The sequence below is a fragment of the Muricoccus roseus genome, assembly GCF_900141905.1.
Taxonomy (GTDB): Bacteria; Pseudomonadota; Alphaproteobacteria; order Acetobacterales; family Acetobacteraceae; genus Roseomonas; species Roseomonas rosea.
Genome location: NZ_FQZF01000017.1, coordinates 61422 through 77636 on the forward strand (window position 1 = coordinate 61422; position 16215 = coordinate 77636).

Below are 16215 nucleotides of genomic sequence, written 5' to 3' on the forward strand. Positions count from 1 at the left end.
GCGGTCTCATTCTTCGCTGTCATAGGTGACGACGGGGCAGAGCGGCGCGGAGCGGCCCTCGGCCGGCGGGCCGAGAAGGTCGGGCATGGCGCGCGGCAGGTCGCGGAAGGGCACCATCGGCCCACAGAGCGCATCGAGCGCCGGGTCGGCGAGCAGGGAAAGGGCGAGCGCCATCCGCTCCCCATGCGTCCGCCGCCCGCGCATCGGCCCGGCGATCTGACCGACCTGGGTGGAGCGCAAGGTCACGCGGTTGGCGTGAAAGGCCTCTCCGAGCGGCAGGGAACATTCGGCCGCGCCGAACCAGGAGGCCTCGAGGATGCGCGCCTCGAAGCCGGCGCAGCGCAGCGCGGTGCGGAGCCCTTCCGGATTGCCGGAGGCGTGGATGATCAGGTCGCGGTTCGCCGGCGCCTCCTCCGGCGGGACCAGCCGCAGCCCGAGCCGCTGCGCCACCGCGGCGCGCTGCGGATCGGGGTCGGCCAGCACCATCTCCACGGCGGGGAAGCGGGAGAGGAGCCAGGCGCAGAGAAGCCCGACGACGCCCGCGCCGATCACCAGCCCGCGCTCGCCGGCCAGGGGCTGCGCGTCCCAGATCACGTTCAGCGCGGTTTCCATATTCGCGGCCAGCACGGCACGCCATTCCGGCACCCGGTCCGGCACGGGGGTGCAGAGCGAGAGCGGCGCGACGAAAAGGTCCTGATGCGGGTGCAGGCAAAAGACGCGGCGGCCGATCCATTCCTCCGGCCCGTCCTCCACGATGCCGACCGCCGCGTAACCGTATTTGACGGGAAACGGGAAGTCGCCGGCTTGCAGCGGCGCGCGCATGCGCGCCCATTCCCCCTCCGGCACGCCGCCATGGAAGACCAGCCGTTCGGTCCCCCGGCTGACGCCGCTGGCCAGGCTGCGCACCAGCACCTCGCCCGACCCCGGCGCGCGCAGCGTCTCGCCATGGATGGCGCCCTGGCCCGGCCCGGTCGTCCAGAAGGCGGTGGCGGTGAGGGAAGGGGTCATGCGCCCTCGCAGACGCGCGGCCGCGTGCGGCGCAGCGGGATGTCGAGCAGGATGTCGCCGCCCTCGAGCGGATAGGATGTCCATTCGAAGCGAAGCCCATCCGCGATGCGCGTGGCTTCCGGCAGGGTGAAGGCGGCGCGGCCCGAGCCGAGGATCACGGGCGCGATGGTGACATGCAGCCGGTCCAGCAGCCCGGCCGCCAGGAAGGCGGACACCGTCACCCCACCCCCTTCGACGAAGAGGCGGGACAGGCCCCGCCCATGCAGCGCGCGCAGCAAGGCGGTGAGATCGGCGCCCGAGCCCTCCCGTGGCAGGGGCAGCAGCTCGGCCGCGCCGTGATGCGTGCCGTCGGCATGCTCCTCCAGGCAGGCGAGCAAGGTGGGCGGCCCGCCATCGGAGAAGACGCGGTGGGAGACGGGAAGCCGGCGCCGCGGGTCGAGCACCACGCGCACGGGGCTCGCGCCCTCCACCTCCCGCGTGGTCAGGCGCGGATCGTCCTGTTCCACCGTGCCGGCGCCGACCAGGACGGCATCGCAGAGCGCGCGCAGGCGATGGGTGTGCAGGATATCGCCCCGCCCGCCGATCCACTGGCTCGAACCCCCGGAGGTCGCGATGCGCCCGTCGAGCGTCTGTGCCAGGCGGCCGATCACCATGCAGCCATCCTCGCCCGCACCGCCCGCGAGCACCGGGCCGAACAGCGCGCCGAGCGGATGGCCGGGCAGCGAGCCGCCATGCCCGGCGCGCCGCGCCAGCAGCGCGGCCCAGGCCTTCGTCGCGTCTTCCGCGGTGTCGGTGGCGCATTCCATCCGGCACGAGCTATGCCCCAGCGGCGCGATGCGCGCCAGAAGGCCGGGGCGCGCCAGAAGGCCGGGGCGCGCCAGAAGGCCGGGGCGCGCCGGCAGGCCGATGCGCGCCAGCAGGATTGGGGGGCGACGGCACCGCGCCGTGTCAGGCCCGCGCGGCGAGCGCCAGGGCCGGCGTCTGGCGCGGCATGGCGCGCTGGCCCATCCCGCCATAGGTGGCCGGGCGGCTCGCCGGCAGCGCGGCCCCGGCGATGGTCTCGATCACGCGGGATTGCAGGCTGATGGCACGCTCGAGCAGGCGCCGGTTCTCGTCGGACAGGTCGCTCAGCCGCAGGGCCAGCTTCTCCGCCGCGCTGCGAAGCTCACCCTGGGCGCTGCTTCCGGTGCGGGTGGCGGCGCCATAGGCGGCGGCGAAGGCATCGGAGGCCTGCACCTTGACGGTGGCGAGGGTCGCGGCGCGGGAGAGGTCGAGCCGCGCGAGCGCCTCGTTCTCCTCCCGCAGCGCCTCCGCAAGCCGCTGCCCGGCATTGAGGAGGGCATGGATCATCGGAACCTGGCTCATGGCGTCGTTCCTTCCGGATTGGCCTGTCCCTGCGCGGCGGATTGCATGCGCAGCATTTCGCGGAACACCGCATCGGCGATGCCCACACCGCCCCGGTCGGACCAGGAGCGGGCATAGTTCTCCACCAGCATCGGCCGCCACTGCGCCTCGGCCGCGCCTCCGGAGAGGAGCCCTTTTGGCGCCTCTCCGAAGACGGGCTTCAGCAGCGCGCCGAGGGCCTGGGCCTCGAAGCGGCGCGCGACGCGGGCCAGCGCGGCATGGTTGGCGGCATGGTTCGCGGCGTGGCTGGCGGTCTGGTTCGGGGCGCCGCCGGGGGCGGAAAGGCGGTCCATCACCGCACCTCCAGCTCGGCCTGCAGCGCGCCGGCGGCCTTGATGGATTGCAGGATGGTGATCAGATCCCGCGGCCCGACGCCGAGGGAGTTGAGCCCGCGGACCAGCTCCTCCAGCGTGACGGAACGCGGCAGGATGCCGAGGCGCCGCTCGCGCCCGTCATCCACATCGATGCCGGTGCGCGGCACGACCACGGTCTGCCCGCCGGAGAGCGGCCCGGGCTGGCTGACCTGCGGCGCCTCGGTGACGCGGATGGTCAGGTTGCCCTGGGCGATGGCGACGGTGGAGACGCGCACATTCGCGCCCATCACGATGGTGCCCGAGGCTTCCTCGATGATGACGCGGGCGGCTTGGTCCGGCTCCACGCGGAGCTGCTCGATATCGGTCAGGAGGCGCGCGATGTCGCGGCCGGCGGTCATCAGCACGACGGTGCGCGGGTCGGTCGCCGTCGCGCTGCCCGCGCCGATGGCGCGGTTGATGACGGTGGCCATGCGCTGCGCCGTGGTCAGGTCGGGGTTGCGGAGAGAGAGGCGAACCCGGTCGCGCCCGCCCAGCTCGAAGGGCAGCTCGCGCTCCACCACGGCGCCGGAGGCGATCCGCGCCGAGGTGGGCACGCCGCGCTGGATGGAGGCGGCCTGGCCGCGCGCGCCGATCGCGCCCGTGGCGACCGCGCCCTGCGCCACCGCATAGACCTCGCCATCCGCCCCGAGCAGCGGCGTGACGAGCAGGGTGCCGCCGGTGAGGTTCGAGGCGTCGCCGAGCGAGGAGACCGCGATGTCCACCCGGCTGCCTGGCCGGGCGAAGGCGGGAAGGTTAGCCGTGACCATGACCGCCGCGACGTTGCGCGTGTCGAGCTGGCGCTCCTGGTCGCGCGTGTTCACGCCCAGCCGCTCCAGCATCCCGACCAGGGACTGGCGGGTGAAGATGGCCGAGCGCAGCCGGTCGCCCGTGCCGGGCAGGCCCACCACCAGCCCGTAGCCGACGAGCTGGTTGTCCCGCACGCCCTCGATATCGGCGATGTCCTTGATCCGCACCTGCGCCGCCGCCGCCCCCGTCCAGAGGAGGAGGCAGAGCAGGGTGGCGCCCAGGAACGCCGCAGCCTTCGCGCTTCGGAAACCGGTCTGGGGCAATGTGACCTCCACCAACGGCCTTCCCCAGCGCAACGGCCATGCCAGGGCGGGAGGGGGAGGGGGCGGCAAGGCCTGCCGGGCAGGGGGCGTTTCCGGCCCATGCCGCGGCAGGATCGGGCACCAGGACAGGTGGTGGAGGAAGGAGGCGGCAATGGCAGGCATGAGTGGCGTGGGCGGCATCACCCGCGCGCCGGCGGCGCCGGCGGCACGGGCGGCCGGGCGGGCAGGGGGCGGCTTCCGCCTGCCCGCCGGGATGACCCCCGAAGCCGCGGAGGCGGCCGGGCTGGCGGCCGCCGCCCCGGTCGGGCTGATGGCTCTGCAGGAGGCCGAGGATGCCGCCGGGCGGGACCGGCGCGGGGCCGCCCGCGCGCGGGAGCTGCTCAAGGAACTCGCCGCCCTCCAGGCCGGGATGCTGCGCGGCCGCGCCGATCCGGAGGCCCTGGCCCGCCTCGCGGATCTGGCCGAGGGCGAGTCGCCCGCTGATCCGGTGCTGGCCGATGCGCTGGCCGGCATCGCCCTCCGGGCGCGAGTCGAGCTAGCCCGGCGTGGCATAATGGTTGCACCAAGATGAAGAGCCGCCTTTCGGAGACGCTTGCCGAGGGAGTTCCCCTTGTTTTGCGCCCGGCGGCGTCGCTATACGCGGCTGCCTGACCGGCCGGGGGGACCGGGGGGTCGGGCCAGGCCATCGGGATGTAAGCCATGCTCATCACCTTGCCGCCGGACTACAAGCCTTCGGACGACGAAGCCTTCATGAACCCCCGGCAGCTCGCCTATTTCCGGCAGAAGCTGCTGCGGTGGCGCCAGGACCTGCTGCGGGAGGCGGGCGAGACCCTGTCCTCCATGGGCCAGGGCGGCATCGTGGAGGCCGACCTGACCGACCGGGCCAGCGTCGAGACCGATCGCGCCCTGGAGCTCCGGACCCGCGACCGGGCCCGCAAGCTGATCAGCAAGATCGACCAGGCGCTGGAGCGGGTGGACAACGGTACTTACGGCTATTGCGAGGAAACCGGCGAGCCGATCGGCCTGCGCCGGCTTGAGGCCCGGCCCATCGCCACCCTCTCCATCGAGGCCCAGGAGCGCCATGAGCGCATGGAGCGGGTGCACCGCGACGACTGAGTCCTGATACCCCCGGCACCCCGCCGGGGAGGGCGGCCGTGGCCCTCAGGCGCGGAGCAGCCCCGTCTTTGCCTCGATGGACCCGCTGCCGGGAAAGGCGGCCGCCACGGCGGCCTCGGGCAGTCCCAGATGATCGCGCAGCAGCCCCTTGGCCACGGCGCGCAGATCCAGGGTCGGGGCCAGGTCCCGCTTCTCATGCAGGCGCCCCTCGGCCAGGCCGGGCCAATCGGCCAGCACGCGCCCGCCAGCCACCGCACCGCCCAGCAGGAAGGCCGCGCCGGCCGTTCCATGGTCCGTGCCGTCATTCCCGTTCACCCGCGCGGTGCGGCCGAACTCCGTCATCACCAGCACTGCCGTGCGCCCCCAGGCCGGGCCCAGCCGCAGGCGGAGGGCATCTAGCCCGTCATCCAGCTGGGCGAGGACCGAGCGCAGGCGATTCTGCTGCGCGTTGTGCGTGTCCCAGCCGCCGATCTCCAGCGCCGCCACCCTGGGGCCGCCCGGCGCCGCCATCAGGCGCCCGGCGGCGGCGGCCAGCTCCACGAAGCCGCCGCGCTGCTCCGGCGGGGGAACCACGCCCGCCGTAAAGCCGCGGGCGCGCAGCCCCTCCGCCACGGCCGGGCCGGTCAGCGGATCGGCATGGTTGAGCTCCAGGAGACGCGCATAGAGATCAGGTGAGGGGCGGTCCGGCCGGGCGGGCGCATACATGCCGACCGGCTCCGCCCCGCGCAGGATCAGCGGAAGGTCCGCGCCGATGGCGAAGCCCGGGCGATTTGCCCCTTCCTCATGGCCGGGCAGGCCGGCCAGGGCGCGGTTCAGCCAGCCCGAGGCCAGGCGCTGCTCGGCGCCGCTCTCCATCAGGTCCTGCGCCTCGAAATGGCTGCGGGAGCGGGTGGGCCCGCAGGCGGCATGGATCGGCATCAGCTCGCCCCCGCCGAACATCGCATGCAGCTTCGGCAGGCGGGGATGCAGGCCGAAGAAGCCGCCGAGGTCGAGGACGCCGCCTTCCTGGCCCGGTTCCGGCAGGGCGAGGGGGCCGCGCAGCCCCACCAGCTCCGGGTCGCCGTAGGGCTGCACCGCCGCCATCCCGTCCATCGCGCCGCGCAGCAGCACGACGACAAGCCGCGAATCACCCTCTGGTCCGGCGCCGAGGGCGAGCCGCGAGCGGCCGAGCGTCGCCAGGGCGGAGAGGCCGAGGAGCAGGCCGCGCCGGCCGATGCGGGGGAGATGTCCGCTCATCGCCGCTGGAACTCGGGGCTGCCGAGGAGAAGGGTCAGGGCTTCGCGGTTCGAGGCGGCGCGCATCACCGCGAGCCGCGTCGGCTCAGAGGCGAGGGGGCCGAGAGTGAGGTCGAGCGCCTCCCGCGCGTCGCGCCGGGAGAAGACGCCGCTGATCATGTGCATGCGGTCGATCCGCAGCATCATCCCTTCCGCATGGATCCAGTCCGCCGCCCTGTCCGGCCAGCCATTGGGCCCGATGGGCGACCAGAGCGGCTGGCCGAGCGGGTTCAGGCTGTTCACGGCCATCTCGGCCCGCTCCGGCCCGGCGCCCATCGCCCGGAACGCGGCGAGGACGAGGTCGAAGGGGGCGCGCAGCTTGCCCAGCGGCGGGTCCCATGCCTCGGGGATGGAGACCAGCTCCCGTGACACCGCGCCGAGGTCGCCCCCGGTATCCCGCAGCACGCCATGGAGCCGCTCGACTGCCTCGGGCGGCGGATCGTCGGCGACGAAATGGCGCGCGAGCTTGCGGGCGAGGTGCCGGTGGGTGGCGGGGTGGGATGCCAGCCATTCCAGCGCCGCGTCGATCGAGTCCTCCCCGGGCGGGAAGGTCTTGCCGAGGACCGTCTTCTCCCCGGGCTGGTGGTTGGCGGCACGGAAGACGGTGCCGCGCGGGTCGCGCGCCTGCTCCACGCCCAGCCCGGTGAGGAGGCGGGAAAACTCGGTCACGTCCTCTTGGCTGTAGCCGGCCTCGGGGGAAAGGGTGTGCAGCTCTAGGATCTCCCGCCCGAGATTCTCGTTCAGCCCCCGCCGGCTCCTGCGGCCGAAGGCGCTGTCGGGCCCGACGGAGGAGTTCTGGTTGAGGTAGAGCAGCATGGCCGGGTGCCGGATGGCGGCCTTCAGCAGCCCCGCGAAAGGGCCGGTCACATGCGGGCGGATCGCGCTGCGGAGATAGTCGCCGGCCAGGACGAAGACCGCGCCTTCCCGGCGGCTAACCGTGAAATGGTTCGCCCAGAAGGCCACCAGCCGCTCGCGGAAAGGGGTGGGCGTGCCGATCAGCCGGGCGAAGTAGGCCTCCGCCTCCGCAGTATAGAAGGCGACGCGGCGATTCGGCGTGCCGGGCGGCAGCGGGTTCCGCGTGTCCAGCTGCTGGATGGCCAGACCATCCGCCACGCTCGGCTCCTGCTCCCAGTCGCGAGGCGGCATGGCCTGGTCCGGCGGGGCGGCGAGCTGCGCCAGGAGAGCGGCCCGCGCCTCCTCGGGCCCGCCGGCGACAGGGGGCTGGTCGGGGCGCGGCCCCAGGCCGAAGCGCACCGCGGCGATGTGGCCGGCCGAAATCATGGGGCCAGGCTAGCACCCCGGCGACGCCGGATTCCAAGCACGGATTGGAAACGAAGCGTCACACCCGCGCCCCGCGCAGGGGCCCCTGCGCGGGGAATGCTTGCAAAATGCCGTCCGGCAGAGCATGTGTGCGCCCGCAGCAGGGGCGCGGCAGCGGCGCCCGGCGGCACCAGGCAGGCCGGTACGGAAGCGGGCGGGGCGACAGGATCGCCGGTGGCCCGCGAACCCGCATCCGGTTTGCCTCGCCGTGCGGCAACAGGGCGGTGCGGCCGGGGAAGCTCCCCGGCCAGGCCGCCGGAACCCGCGGCGTTGCCGCAAACCCACCTGTGGCGCTGCCGCAGACCCTTTCGCGGCCTAGCCGCAGAAATAAACGCGCGGACTTCCGACAGGGGGCCGCGTCCGACGGAGGCCCAAGTGGCGCGCACCCCTCTCGAGCGTATCCGGAACATCGGCATCACCGCCCATATCGACGCGGGCAAGACGACGACGACCGAGCGCATCCTCTACTATACCGGCAAGTCCCATAAGATCGGTGAGGTCCATGAGGGCAACACCACCACCGACTACATGGACCAGGAGCGTGAGCGCGGCATCACGATCACTTCCGCGGCCGTGACGGCCGAGTGGAAGGACCACCGCATCAACGTCATCGACACCCCGGGCCACATCGACTTCAACATCGAGGTGAACCGCTCGCTGCGCGTGCTCGACGGCGCGGTGTTCATCATCGAGGGCGTGGCCGGCGTGCAGCCGCAGTCCGAGACGAACTGGCGCCTCGCGGACCGCTACAACGTCCCGCGCATCATCTTCATCAACAAGCTGGACCGCACGGGCGCCGACTTCTACCGCGCCGCCGCGACCCTGACCGAGAAGCTCGGCATCAACTGGGTCACCCTCCAGCTGCCGATCGGGATCGAGGATACCCTCAAGGGCATCGTCGATCTGGTCGAGATGAAGGCCCTGATCTGGGAAGGCGACGAGCTCGGCGCCAAGTACCACGAGGCCCCGATCCCGGACGACCTGAAGGACAAGGCCGCCGAGTACCGCCAGATCCTCCTCGACACCGCGCTCTCGGTCGATGACGCGGCGATGGAGGAGTATTTCGACAAGGGTGACGTGGACGTCGCGACCCTGAAGCGCTGCATCAAGCGCGGCACGATCGACGGCACCTTCCGCCCGGTCTTCTGCGGCTCCGCCTTCAAGAACAAGGGCGTGCAGCCCCTGCTCGACGGCGTGATCGACTACCTGCCGTCCCCGGTGGACATCGAGGGCATCAAGGTGGCCCCGGAGGAGGGCGAGGACGAGACGGCCGAGCGCCGCGTCATCCCCGCCGACGAGAACGCGCCCTTCGCCGGCCTCGCCTTCAAGATCATCAACGACAAGTACGGCAACCTCACCTTCGTCCGCGTGTACCGCGGCGTGCTCAAGACCGGCGACCAGGTCCTGAACACGACCAAGGGCCACAAGGAGCGCGTCGGCCGCATGTTCCAGATGCATGCCGACAAGCGCGAGGAGATCAAGGAGGTGACGGCCGGCGACATCGCCGCCTTCGTGGGCCTGAAGGACACCGGCACGGGTGACACCCTGGCCGATGCCTCCGACGCGGTGGTGCTCGAGCGGATGGCCTTCCCGGTGCCCGTGATCGACATCTCGGTGGAGCCGAAGACCAAGGAGGGCGTCGAGAAGATGACGCTCGGCCTGCAGAAGCTGGCCGGCGAGGACCCCTCGCTGCGCCTGAAGACCGACCAGGAAACCGGCCAGACCATCCTGTCCGGCATGGGCGAGCTGCATCTCGAGATCATCATCGACCGCCTGAAGCGCGAATACGGCGTGGACGCCAATATCGGCGCGCCGCAGGTGGCCTATCGCGAGACGATCACCAAGCCGCACACCGAGACCTACACCCACAAGAAGCAGTCGGGTGGCTCGGGCCAGTACGCCGAGGTGAAGGTCGTCTTCGAGCCGAAGGAGCGGAACACGGGCATCGAGTTCGTGAACGCCACCGCCGGCGGCTCGGTGCCGAAGGAGTACATCCCGGCCGTCGAGAAGGGCATCAAGGTGCAGGCCGACACGGGCGTGCTCGCCGGCTTCCCGACGGTGGACTTCAAGTACAGCCTGGTGGACGGCAAGTACCATGACGTCGACTCGAGCGCCCTGGCGTTCGAAATCGCCGCCAAGGCCTGCTTCCGTGAGGGCATGAAGAAGGCCGGCCCGGTCATCCTGGAGCCGATCATGGACGTGGAGGTCACCACCCCCGCCGACCATGTGGGCGACGTCGTGGGCGACCTGAACCGCCGCCGCGGCGTGATCCAGAGCCAGGACATGGCCTCGACCTCGGTCATCATCCGGGCCCACGTGCCCCTGAAGGAGATGTTCGGCTACATCTCCAACCTGCGCGGCATGACGAAGGGGCGCGCCTCCTTCTCCATGCAGTTCCATCACTACGATCCGGTGCCGCGCAACGTGGCGGACGAGATCATGAAGGCTTCGGCCTGATCCTGCGGGCCGGGGGCGGACCATCCAGTTCGCCCCCGGCCGAGGGACGATGTGCGACGGCGCGGGCGAGGTGATCGCCCGCGCCGTTTGCGTTTCCGGCTTCCGACTTCTGGCGGGGTAGGCGGCGGTACCCGGGGCGGCCTTAACGCCTCAGATGGTGCAGCCCCGTCGCATCCAGCACGATCACCCCATCCGCTACCCGGGTCGCCACATAGCGCAGCCGGGCGGAGCCGCGGTCCCGCCTGGCGCGGGAGGGCCTCACCTCGACCACCTCCACCGCGACGGCCACCTCCTCGCCGGGCCGCAAGGCGGCGGGCCAGCGCACATCCATGGCGGAACCGGCTAGGCTGATGTCCTTCAGAAGCGGGCTGGCCATCAGCATGCCGAAGCAGGCGGAAAGGGTATGCAGCCCCGCCGCCACCACCGTCCCGAAGATCGAATCCTGGGCGGCGTCCTCATCCAGGTGGAAGGGCTGCGGGTCGTAGCGGCTCGCGAAATCGCGGATCTCGTCCAGGGACAGGGTCAGCCGGCCCAGCTCGTAGCGGTCGCCGGGATGCAGCTCGTCGAGGGAGGTGAGGCGGGGCAGCGTCATGGCCCCCCAATAGCGCCGCGGCCCTCCCCCTTGAAGCCGGGGCCGGGCGGGGCGACATGCCACCCCATGATCCAGGATCCGCACCGGCCCCCGGTTCTCGACATGACCCCGGAGGGGGAGTTCCGCGAACCGCCGCGCCCGCTGCGCGGTGGCTCCTGGCTGGACCGTGCGCTCCTGCGCCTCGGGGGCGTCGCGGTCCTCGCCACGGCGGTTGCCGGCGGCCTCGTGCTCGCGGCCTCGGCCGCGCTGCTCCTGGGGCTCCTCATCCCGGTGGCCATCCTGGCCGGGCTGGTCGGCTTCGTGTCGCTCTGGTGGCGCATGCGGCGCGCCGGTCGCGCCGGCATGCCGGGCTTCGTCATCATCCGGCGCTGAGCCTTGCCTTGGCTGCCGCCGGGTTCTCGCCCGATCCGGGCCGCCTCTATGAGGTAGGGCGGGACGGCCGCCCCTACACGATCCATCCCGATCCACCCGGCGCCGCGGAGGCGCGGGAGGCACTCGTCCGCCGCTGGTGGATCGGAGCCGTCCTGCTGAACGCGGCTGCGATGGGCCTTGCCGCAGGCAGTGCCTGGCTCACCCCCCGGGGCGTGGCGGCCTGGCTCGGCATTCTGCCTCTCCTGACCGCCCCTGTTTTGCTCGTCGCGCCCCTGCTCCGGCGTCGTGGGATCAGGACGCCGAGGCGGGTTCACCGGCACCGCCCGAGGGAGTTTCCGCCACCGGACGGCCCGGTCGATGGCCCTCAGGCCGGCCGGTCGATGCCGTAGGAGGTTTGGCCCGGCGGACCCGAGGCCTGACCGCTGGTCCCGTGTTCCCGCTCCCCTTTCGGGCCTCCATGGGCCTTTGCGCGGCTGCCATGCGGCCCATCCTGGGGCTGGCCGAGCGCCGTCTTCGCGTCAGGATCCAGGGAGAGGCGCTGCTGCATTTCCGCTTCGTCGATGCAGGCCTCTTTCGCCTGCTCCGCCGGCATGGAAAGCCGCACCACGCCGCCATCGAGCCCCGCCACGGTGGTCAGGGGAAGGTAGCGATGCCTGCCGCCTGAGGCCGGATCGCTCTTCGTGAGCTTGATGAATTCGCCCTGGACACTGTCGACGGTCCCGAAGGGCTGGCCGTCGCTGCCGGTGACGGGCATGTGGTCCTGGATCTCGCCCGCGGCGAGCTTCGCTGCATTGGCCATTCTGGAATCCTCGGCTGAAGCGGGGGAGGGCGCTGGAAGGCGTGGGGCGGCTTAGTGGCGCCCGGGCGAGGACCCATCCGCCTGGCTGGTCTGACCGCGCTTCCGGTTGTCGGGGGAGGGGTCCTCCCCTCTCAGCCGCGCATTCCCGACGATGTCAGCCGGGTCGCCGCCCGGCTTGCTGTTGCCGCCACCCTTGCTGTTGCCGGCATCCGGCATGTTGCCGGCATGCTCCTGGTAGGCGCTCTTCCCTTTGTCAGCCATCGCCAGCCTCCTGCGCTTGGCCGTTGCAGCAGGAACTGAAACGCCGGGGGCCGGACGGGTTTTCATCGGAACCCGCAATGCGAGTGCGTTGGCCTTGGCCACCCGAGGCCGGGGCTGGAGAGCCCGGAGGCTCCCCAGCGGAAGCAGGCCGGGAGAGGCGGGGCCTCTTCCCTTGGCCATGAATCTTTCAGGCGGCCCGGCTGGCCGTCGCGAGATCCGCGCGCTTGTCGAAACGCGCCACGCGGGAGAGCAGGTAGTCCACCTCGGCCTTCGCCGTGGCGGTCAGCCCCGCGCCCGGCCGGCGCTGCGCGTCGCTGGCCAGCACGCCGCGGCGCTTCAGCACATACTTCCGCACGGCCAGGCCGACGCCCTGCTGCTGCTCGTAGCGGACCAGCGGCAGATGCGCGTCGAACAGGTCATGCGCCTCGTCCCGCTTGCCCTCGGCCTGCAGCCGGACGACGTCCGCCAGCATGTCGGGGAAGGCATAGCCCGTCATGGCGCCATCGGCCCCGCGCTCGCACTCGAAGTCGAGGAAGAGGCCGCCATTCCCGCAGAGGATGGAGATGCGCTTCATCGAGCCGTCCTTCTCGAAGCCGCGCAGCGCGCTGATCTTCTCAAGGCCGGGCCAGTCCTCATGCTTCAGCATCACGCAGGAGGCATGCGCCTGGACGATCCGCCGGATCACGGCGGGCGTCATCACGACGGTGAAGGTCAGCGGATAGTCCTGGATCACGAAGGGCACGTCCGGCCCGATCGCCTCCACCGCCTGGGCGTAGTAGTTCACGATCTGGTCGTCGGTGCGCAGCGTGTTCGGCGGCGCGATCATCACGCCCGCCGCGCCCGCATCCATCACGGCGGCCGTGAGGGACTTCATGGCCGCGAAGCCCGGGGCGGAGACGCCGACGATGATGGGGATGCCCGCCCGCTTGATCATGCGGGAGGCGATGGCGATCCCCTCCTCCTGATCCAGCTTCGGGGCCTCGCCCATCTGGCCGAGCACGGTGATGCCGGTCGCGCCGCTCTCGACGAAGAAGTCGGTCAGCCGGTCGTTGGAGGCTTCGTCTACCCGGCCATCGTCATGGAAGGCCGTGGGGGCGATGACATAGACGCCCTTGGCCTGCGTCAGGTCGGTCACGACTGCTGCTCCTTCTTCCAGGCCTCGTAGCGGGCCTTGTTCTCGGCATTGGGGGGATAGAGGCCGGGCAGGGACGCACCGCGCTCCACCTCGCCCATGATCCAGGTTTCCTGGCGCTCCTGCTCCACCGCGGCCTCGACCACGGCCTCCAGCAGGGCCTGCGGGATCAGCACCGCGCCATCCTGGTCCACCACCACCACATCGCCCGGGAACACGGCCACGCCGCCGCAGCCGATCGGCTGGTCCCAGGCCACGAAGGTGAGGCCGGCGACCGAGGGCGGGGCCGCCGCGCCGTTGCACCAGACCGGCAGGTTCGTGCCCAGCACGCCCGCGATGTCCCGCACCACCCCATCGGTGATCAGCGCGGCCACGCCCTTCTTCTGCATGCGCTGGCAGAGGATGTCCCCGAAGATGCCGGCGTCCTGCACCCCCATGGAATCGACCACGGCGATGCAGCCCTCCGGCATCGCCTCGATGGCGGCGCGGGTGGAGATGGGCGAGGACCAGCTTTCCGGGGTCGCCAGGTCCTCGCGGGCGGGAACGAAGCGGAGAGTGAAGGCCCGGCCGACGATGCGGGGCTGGCCCTCGCGGATCGGCTTGGTGCCGCGCATCCAGACGTTCCGCAGGCCCTTCTTGAGCAGGACCGTCGTCAGGGTCGCGGTGGAGACGCCTTCGAGCGCCGTCTTGATCTTCGGATCGAGGTTCATTCCGTCTCCTCCGGGATGCGCGGGGATGCCGGGCTTCGCGCGGCGAGCCATGCACGTCAAGCGCAGGCGGGGTGGGCGGGAAAGGTTTCTTCAAGGGTTGGAGACGGCGCGGCGCGGCACCATCTGCCGGGCATGATCCGTACCGGTCGATTCATCGGGTTGGGCGCTGGCGCGCTGTTGGCGGGATTGTCCGCCCATCCGGGGGAGGCCCAGGCGCAGGAGCGCCGCTTCTTCCAGGTCACGCCGGGGCCCCGGTCGGTGGCCCCCCTTCTGGACACCAGGCCGGTCATGACCAGCGGCCAGAGCATCACGGTGATGGACCGCGCGGCCATCAACCGCTGGCTTTGCCCCAACGGGGGCAGGCCGGTGCGTGGCCGTCCCGGCCGTTGCGACGGCGCCGGCATGGCGCGTGGCGGCGGAGGCGGCGCGGCGCCGGATGTCGCGGGCTGGCATGCGGATCTTCCGCCTCCCACCCATCGGCAGATCGCCTGTCCCATCGGCACGGTGGCCACCCAGGCCCGCGCCAATCCCGGGACCGTCCGCTGCCTTCCGAAGGTGGATGAGGTGCGGCAGGCCAGCGCCCAGGCCGCGCCGCCCACCGAAACCGCCGAGGCGCGCGAGGCGCCGGTCCGCCCGGCGGCTGCCGCGGCGCCCAGCGCCCCCGCCCGTCCCGAGGGGGCGCGGAACGCGGAGGGCCGCCTGCCCGAGACCCGCGCCGAGGCCACGCCGCCAACGGCGGCTGCGCCCGCCGCCGGCTCCTGACCGCCCGTTTCAGGGACTGAGCCCGCCCCCGCACCGGAGCTATTCGTGAAGGGCGGGCGGCGGGGGCAGCGCGGATCGTCCCGCGAACACCTCCCGGATGCCCCAGCACAGCCCCGCAAGGGTGGCGAAGGCGAGCCCGGCGAGAAGGACCCAGACAGCCGGGCGGATCTCGAACTCCAGGTCGAAATTCGCCTGGAAGATCGCGGTCGCGGGCAGGTTCGTGGCCAGGGCGTACCAGAGATATTCGAGCCCCGCCGCGCCGGCGGCCGCGAGCAGCGCGACCGGCACCAGGGCCCAGGGCACGCTCCGCCACCGCGCAGGCACCAGCCGCCAGAGCATCAGCCAGAGGAAGAGGCCGCTCATCAGCACCGGCTCGGAGACGTTGATCTTCGATTGCATGTAGAAATGCAGGATGCCGAGCGCCGTCAGGGGATAGACCAGCCGGTGGAGCGACTTCCACTCGCGCCCCAGCCGCCGCAGGGCCCCATCGGTGGAGGTCCAGCCCAGCACCGCCAGCCCAATCAGCGCCGTGAAGCCGGTGGAGAGATAGGGCCGCTTCACGATCTCCAGCAGCACGTGCCAGAGCCGGAGGTGCTCGTTCCCCACATAGAGCGCGAGGTGCACGAGGCCGTAACCCAGCGCCGCCAGCCCCAGCATCCGGCGCAGCTGCATCGCCTTCGGCCAGTCCAGCGCCCAGCGCGCCGGCGTGACGGCGAGGCTGATCAGCAGGAACCGGACGCACCAGTCGCCGGTCTCATGGGTGGCCAAGGTCAGCGGCTCCGGCCCGAGCCCGTCCGCCGCCCAGAGCCAAGCCAGGCGGAGCAGGGGCAGGAAGCAGCCCAGCAGCACCGCCGCCTTGAACGGGGAGAAGCGACCGCCACGGTCGAGCCAGGGCCAAGGCCCGGGCTTCGGCGGCGGCGGCCCCTCCCGGCGCGGCCGGCGCGGGCGGGCGGGGGAGGTGATGGCGGCCTCGCTCACATCGGGGGCACCACGCCGTCCCGCGCGACCGTCACGCGGGTGGCGGTGAGGACCCCGTCCGGGCCGGGCCTCGCGGAGAGGAAGACCTGCGCGCCGGGCCTCAGATCCTCCATCGCGGCCGGGATGGGCGTCACCACCGGCACCTCGGGCGGGACGAGCACCTTCACCGTCTGGCCGCGCGCGGTGAGGGTGAGGCTGCGCCCGTCATTGCCCTGCACCGCCGAATCCACCGTGGCATTCGTCATGGAGGAGCTGGGCGTCAGGTCCCAGGCGTAATGCCCTTCGCCCGTGCCGCGCATCGCCTCGGGGAAAACCAGCACCTCCATCGCGCGCCACACGCCATCCGGCCCAGGCTCGGCGGCGGTGCCGATGAAGGTTCCGGGGGCAATGGCCGACAGCTCCAACCGGCGCAAGGCCGAAACCCCGACGCCTTCCGAAAGGCGGATCGCCACGGTCTGCCCCTCGCGGGTCGTCACCGTCAGCAGGCGGTCCGCCAGGCCTTCGATCCGGCCGCGGATCCGACGGGGGCCGCCCTGCGCCCGGGCCGGCGCGCGGCCCGCCAGGAGGAGGGCCCCCAAACCCAGCAGAACTATCCGTCGCGTCATCG

At 72.0% G+C, this 16215-nt stretch carries 19 protein-coding genes; 5 read left to right on the plus strand and 14 right to left on the minus strand.

Translation table 11 applies throughout. The features are described from left to right. Positions 1 to 6: 6 nt before the first annotated feature. The 5 genes from BUB97_RS14990 to BUB97_RS15010 all read right to left on the minus strand — a co-directional run bounded on the left by BUB97_RS14990 (position 7) and on the right by BUB97_RS15010 (position 3835). The gene (locus BUB97_RS14990) at positions 7 to 1008 is read right to left on the minus strand and encodes a zinc-dependent alcohol dehydrogenase (RefSeq protein WP_073136126.1); all 1002 of its coding nucleotides are present in this window, start codon (positions 1006 to 1008) and stop codon (positions 7 to 9) included. After that, positions 1005 to 1814, minus strand: coding sequence for a RibD family protein (locus BUB97_RS14995; protein ID WP_073136244.1), 810 nt, complete (start codon positions 1812 to 1814; stop codon positions 1005 to 1007). Before BUB97_RS14995 ends, BUB97_RS14990 begins: the two co-directional genes overlap by 4 nt. Before the next feature lie 142 nt (positions 1815 to 1956). Next, positions 1957 to 2373 (minus strand): hypothetical protein, encoded by a 417-nt coding sequence (locus BUB97_RS15000; RefSeq protein ID WP_073136128.1) that lies wholly within the window; start codon positions 2371 to 2373, stop codon positions 1957 to 1959. After that, entirely contained in the window at positions 2370 to 2705 is a 336-nt protein-coding gene (locus BUB97_RS15005; RefSeq protein WP_073136130.1) for a rod-binding protein, read from the minus strand. The genes BUB97_RS15000 and BUB97_RS15005 overlap by 4 nt, the downstream gene beginning before the upstream one ends. Beyond that, entirely contained in the window at positions 2705 to 3835 is a 1131-nt protein-coding gene (locus tag BUB97_RS15010) for a flagellar basal body P-ring protein FlgI (protein ID WP_073136132.1), read from the minus strand. Before BUB97_RS15010 ends, BUB97_RS15005 begins: the two co-directional genes overlap by 1 nt. A gap of 151 nt (positions 3836 to 3986) precedes the next feature. Between BUB97_RS15010 and BUB97_RS15015 the strand changes: the two genes are divergently transcribed. Next, positions 3987 to 4406 (plus strand): flagellar assembly protein FliX, encoded by a 420-nt coding sequence (locus BUB97_RS15015; RefSeq protein WP_073136135.1) that lies wholly within the window; start codon positions 3987 to 3989, stop codon positions 4404 to 4406. A 128-nt stretch (positions 4407 to 4534) separates the two neighbouring features. Continuing rightward, positions 4535 to 4951, plus strand: coding sequence for an RNA polymerase-binding protein DksA (gene dksA, locus BUB97_RS15020; protein ID WP_073136137.1), 417 nt, complete (start codon positions 4535 to 4537; stop codon positions 4949 to 4951). 45 nt (positions 4952 to 4996) lie between these two features. On the opposite strand, the gene BUB97_RS15025 is transcribed toward dksA, so the two are convergent. Further along, positions 4997 to 6187 carry a DUF1501 domain-containing protein gene (locus tag BUB97_RS15025; RefSeq protein ID WP_073136138.1) on the minus strand — a complete coding sequence of 397 codons (1191 nt, stop codon included), beginning with the start codon at positions 6185 to 6187 and terminating at the stop codon, positions 4997 to 4999. Continuing rightward, positions 6184 to 7506, minus strand: a complete 1323-nt coding sequence (locus BUB97_RS15030; RefSeq protein WP_073136139.1) for a DUF1800 domain-containing protein — start codon at positions 7504 to 7506, stop codon at positions 6184 to 6186. The genes BUB97_RS15025 and BUB97_RS15030 overlap by 4 nt, the downstream gene beginning before the upstream one ends. A 414-nt stretch (positions 7507 to 7920) precedes the next feature. Here BUB97_RS15030 and fusA point away from each other — a divergent pair, with 414 nt between their 5' ends. Then, entirely contained in the window at positions 7921 to 10002 is a 2082-nt protein-coding gene (gene fusA, locus BUB97_RS15035) for an elongation factor G (protein ID WP_073136140.1), read from the plus strand. A gap of 142 nt (positions 10003 to 10144) precedes the next feature. Here fusA and BUB97_RS15040 read toward each other — a convergent pair whose 3' ends face one another. Then, positions 10145 to 10594, minus strand: coding sequence for a MaoC/PaaZ C-terminal domain-containing protein (locus BUB97_RS15040; RefSeq protein WP_073136142.1), 450 nt, complete (start codon positions 10592 to 10594; stop codon positions 10145 to 10147). A 66-nt stretch (positions 10595 to 10660) separates the two neighbouring features. Here BUB97_RS15040 and BUB97_RS15045 point away from each other — a divergent pair, with 66 nt between their 5' ends. Further along, positions 10661 to 10966 (plus strand): hypothetical protein, encoded by a 306-nt coding sequence (locus BUB97_RS15045; protein WP_073136145.1) that lies wholly within the window; start codon positions 10661 to 10663, stop codon positions 10964 to 10966. A 364-nt stretch (positions 10967 to 11330) separates the two neighbouring features. Here the strand turns inward: BUB97_RS15045 and BUB97_RS15050 are convergent, their stop codons facing one another. The 4 genes from BUB97_RS15050 to BUB97_RS15065 form a co-directional block, all read right to left on the minus strand. Next, a complete protein-coding gene (locus tag BUB97_RS15050; protein WP_073136147.1) occupies positions 11331 to 11765 on the minus strand; it encodes a DUF2171 domain-containing protein in 435 nt (144 codons plus the stop codon). A gap of 51 nt (positions 11766 to 11816) precedes the next feature. After that, positions 11817 to 12026, minus strand: coding sequence for a hypothetical protein (locus BUB97_RS15055; protein ID WP_073136149.1), 210 nt, complete (start codon positions 12024 to 12026; stop codon positions 11817 to 11819). Between the two features lie 187 nt (positions 12027 to 12213). Further along, on the minus strand, positions 12214 to 13161 hold the full coding sequence (locus BUB97_RS15060; protein WP_086062219.1) for a dihydrodipicolinate synthase family protein: 948 nt from the start codon (positions 13159 to 13161) through the stop codon (positions 12214 to 12216). Next, a complete protein-coding gene (locus BUB97_RS15065; protein ID WP_073136151.1) occupies positions 13158 to 13868 on the minus strand; it encodes a ribonuclease activity regulator RraA in 711 nt (236 codons plus the stop codon). Before BUB97_RS15065 ends, BUB97_RS15060 begins: the two co-directional genes overlap by 4 nt. A 288-nt stretch (positions 13869 to 14156) precedes the next feature. Between BUB97_RS15065 and BUB97_RS15070 the strand changes: the two genes are divergently transcribed. Continuing rightward, positions 14157 to 14630 (plus strand): hypothetical protein, encoded by a 474-nt coding sequence (locus tag BUB97_RS15070; RefSeq protein WP_139281354.1) that lies wholly within the window; start codon positions 14157 to 14159, stop codon positions 14628 to 14630. A 39-nt stretch (positions 14631 to 14669) separates the two neighbouring features. Here BUB97_RS15070 and BUB97_RS15075 read toward each other — a convergent pair whose 3' ends face one another. Next, a complete protein-coding gene (locus BUB97_RS15075) occupies positions 14670 to 15608 on the minus strand; it encodes a protein-methionine-sulfoxide reductase heme-binding subunit MsrQ (RefSeq protein WP_245818317.1) in 939 nt (312 codons plus the stop codon). Further along, positions 15605 to 16213: a DUF5666 domain-containing protein gene (locus tag BUB97_RS15080; RefSeq protein WP_073136155.1), complete on the minus strand. Its 609-nt coding sequence runs from the start codon at positions 16211 to 16213 to the stop codon at positions 15605 to 15607. The genes BUB97_RS15075 and BUB97_RS15080 overlap by 4 nt, the downstream gene beginning before the upstream one ends. Positions 16214 to 16215: the final 2 nt, after the last annotated feature.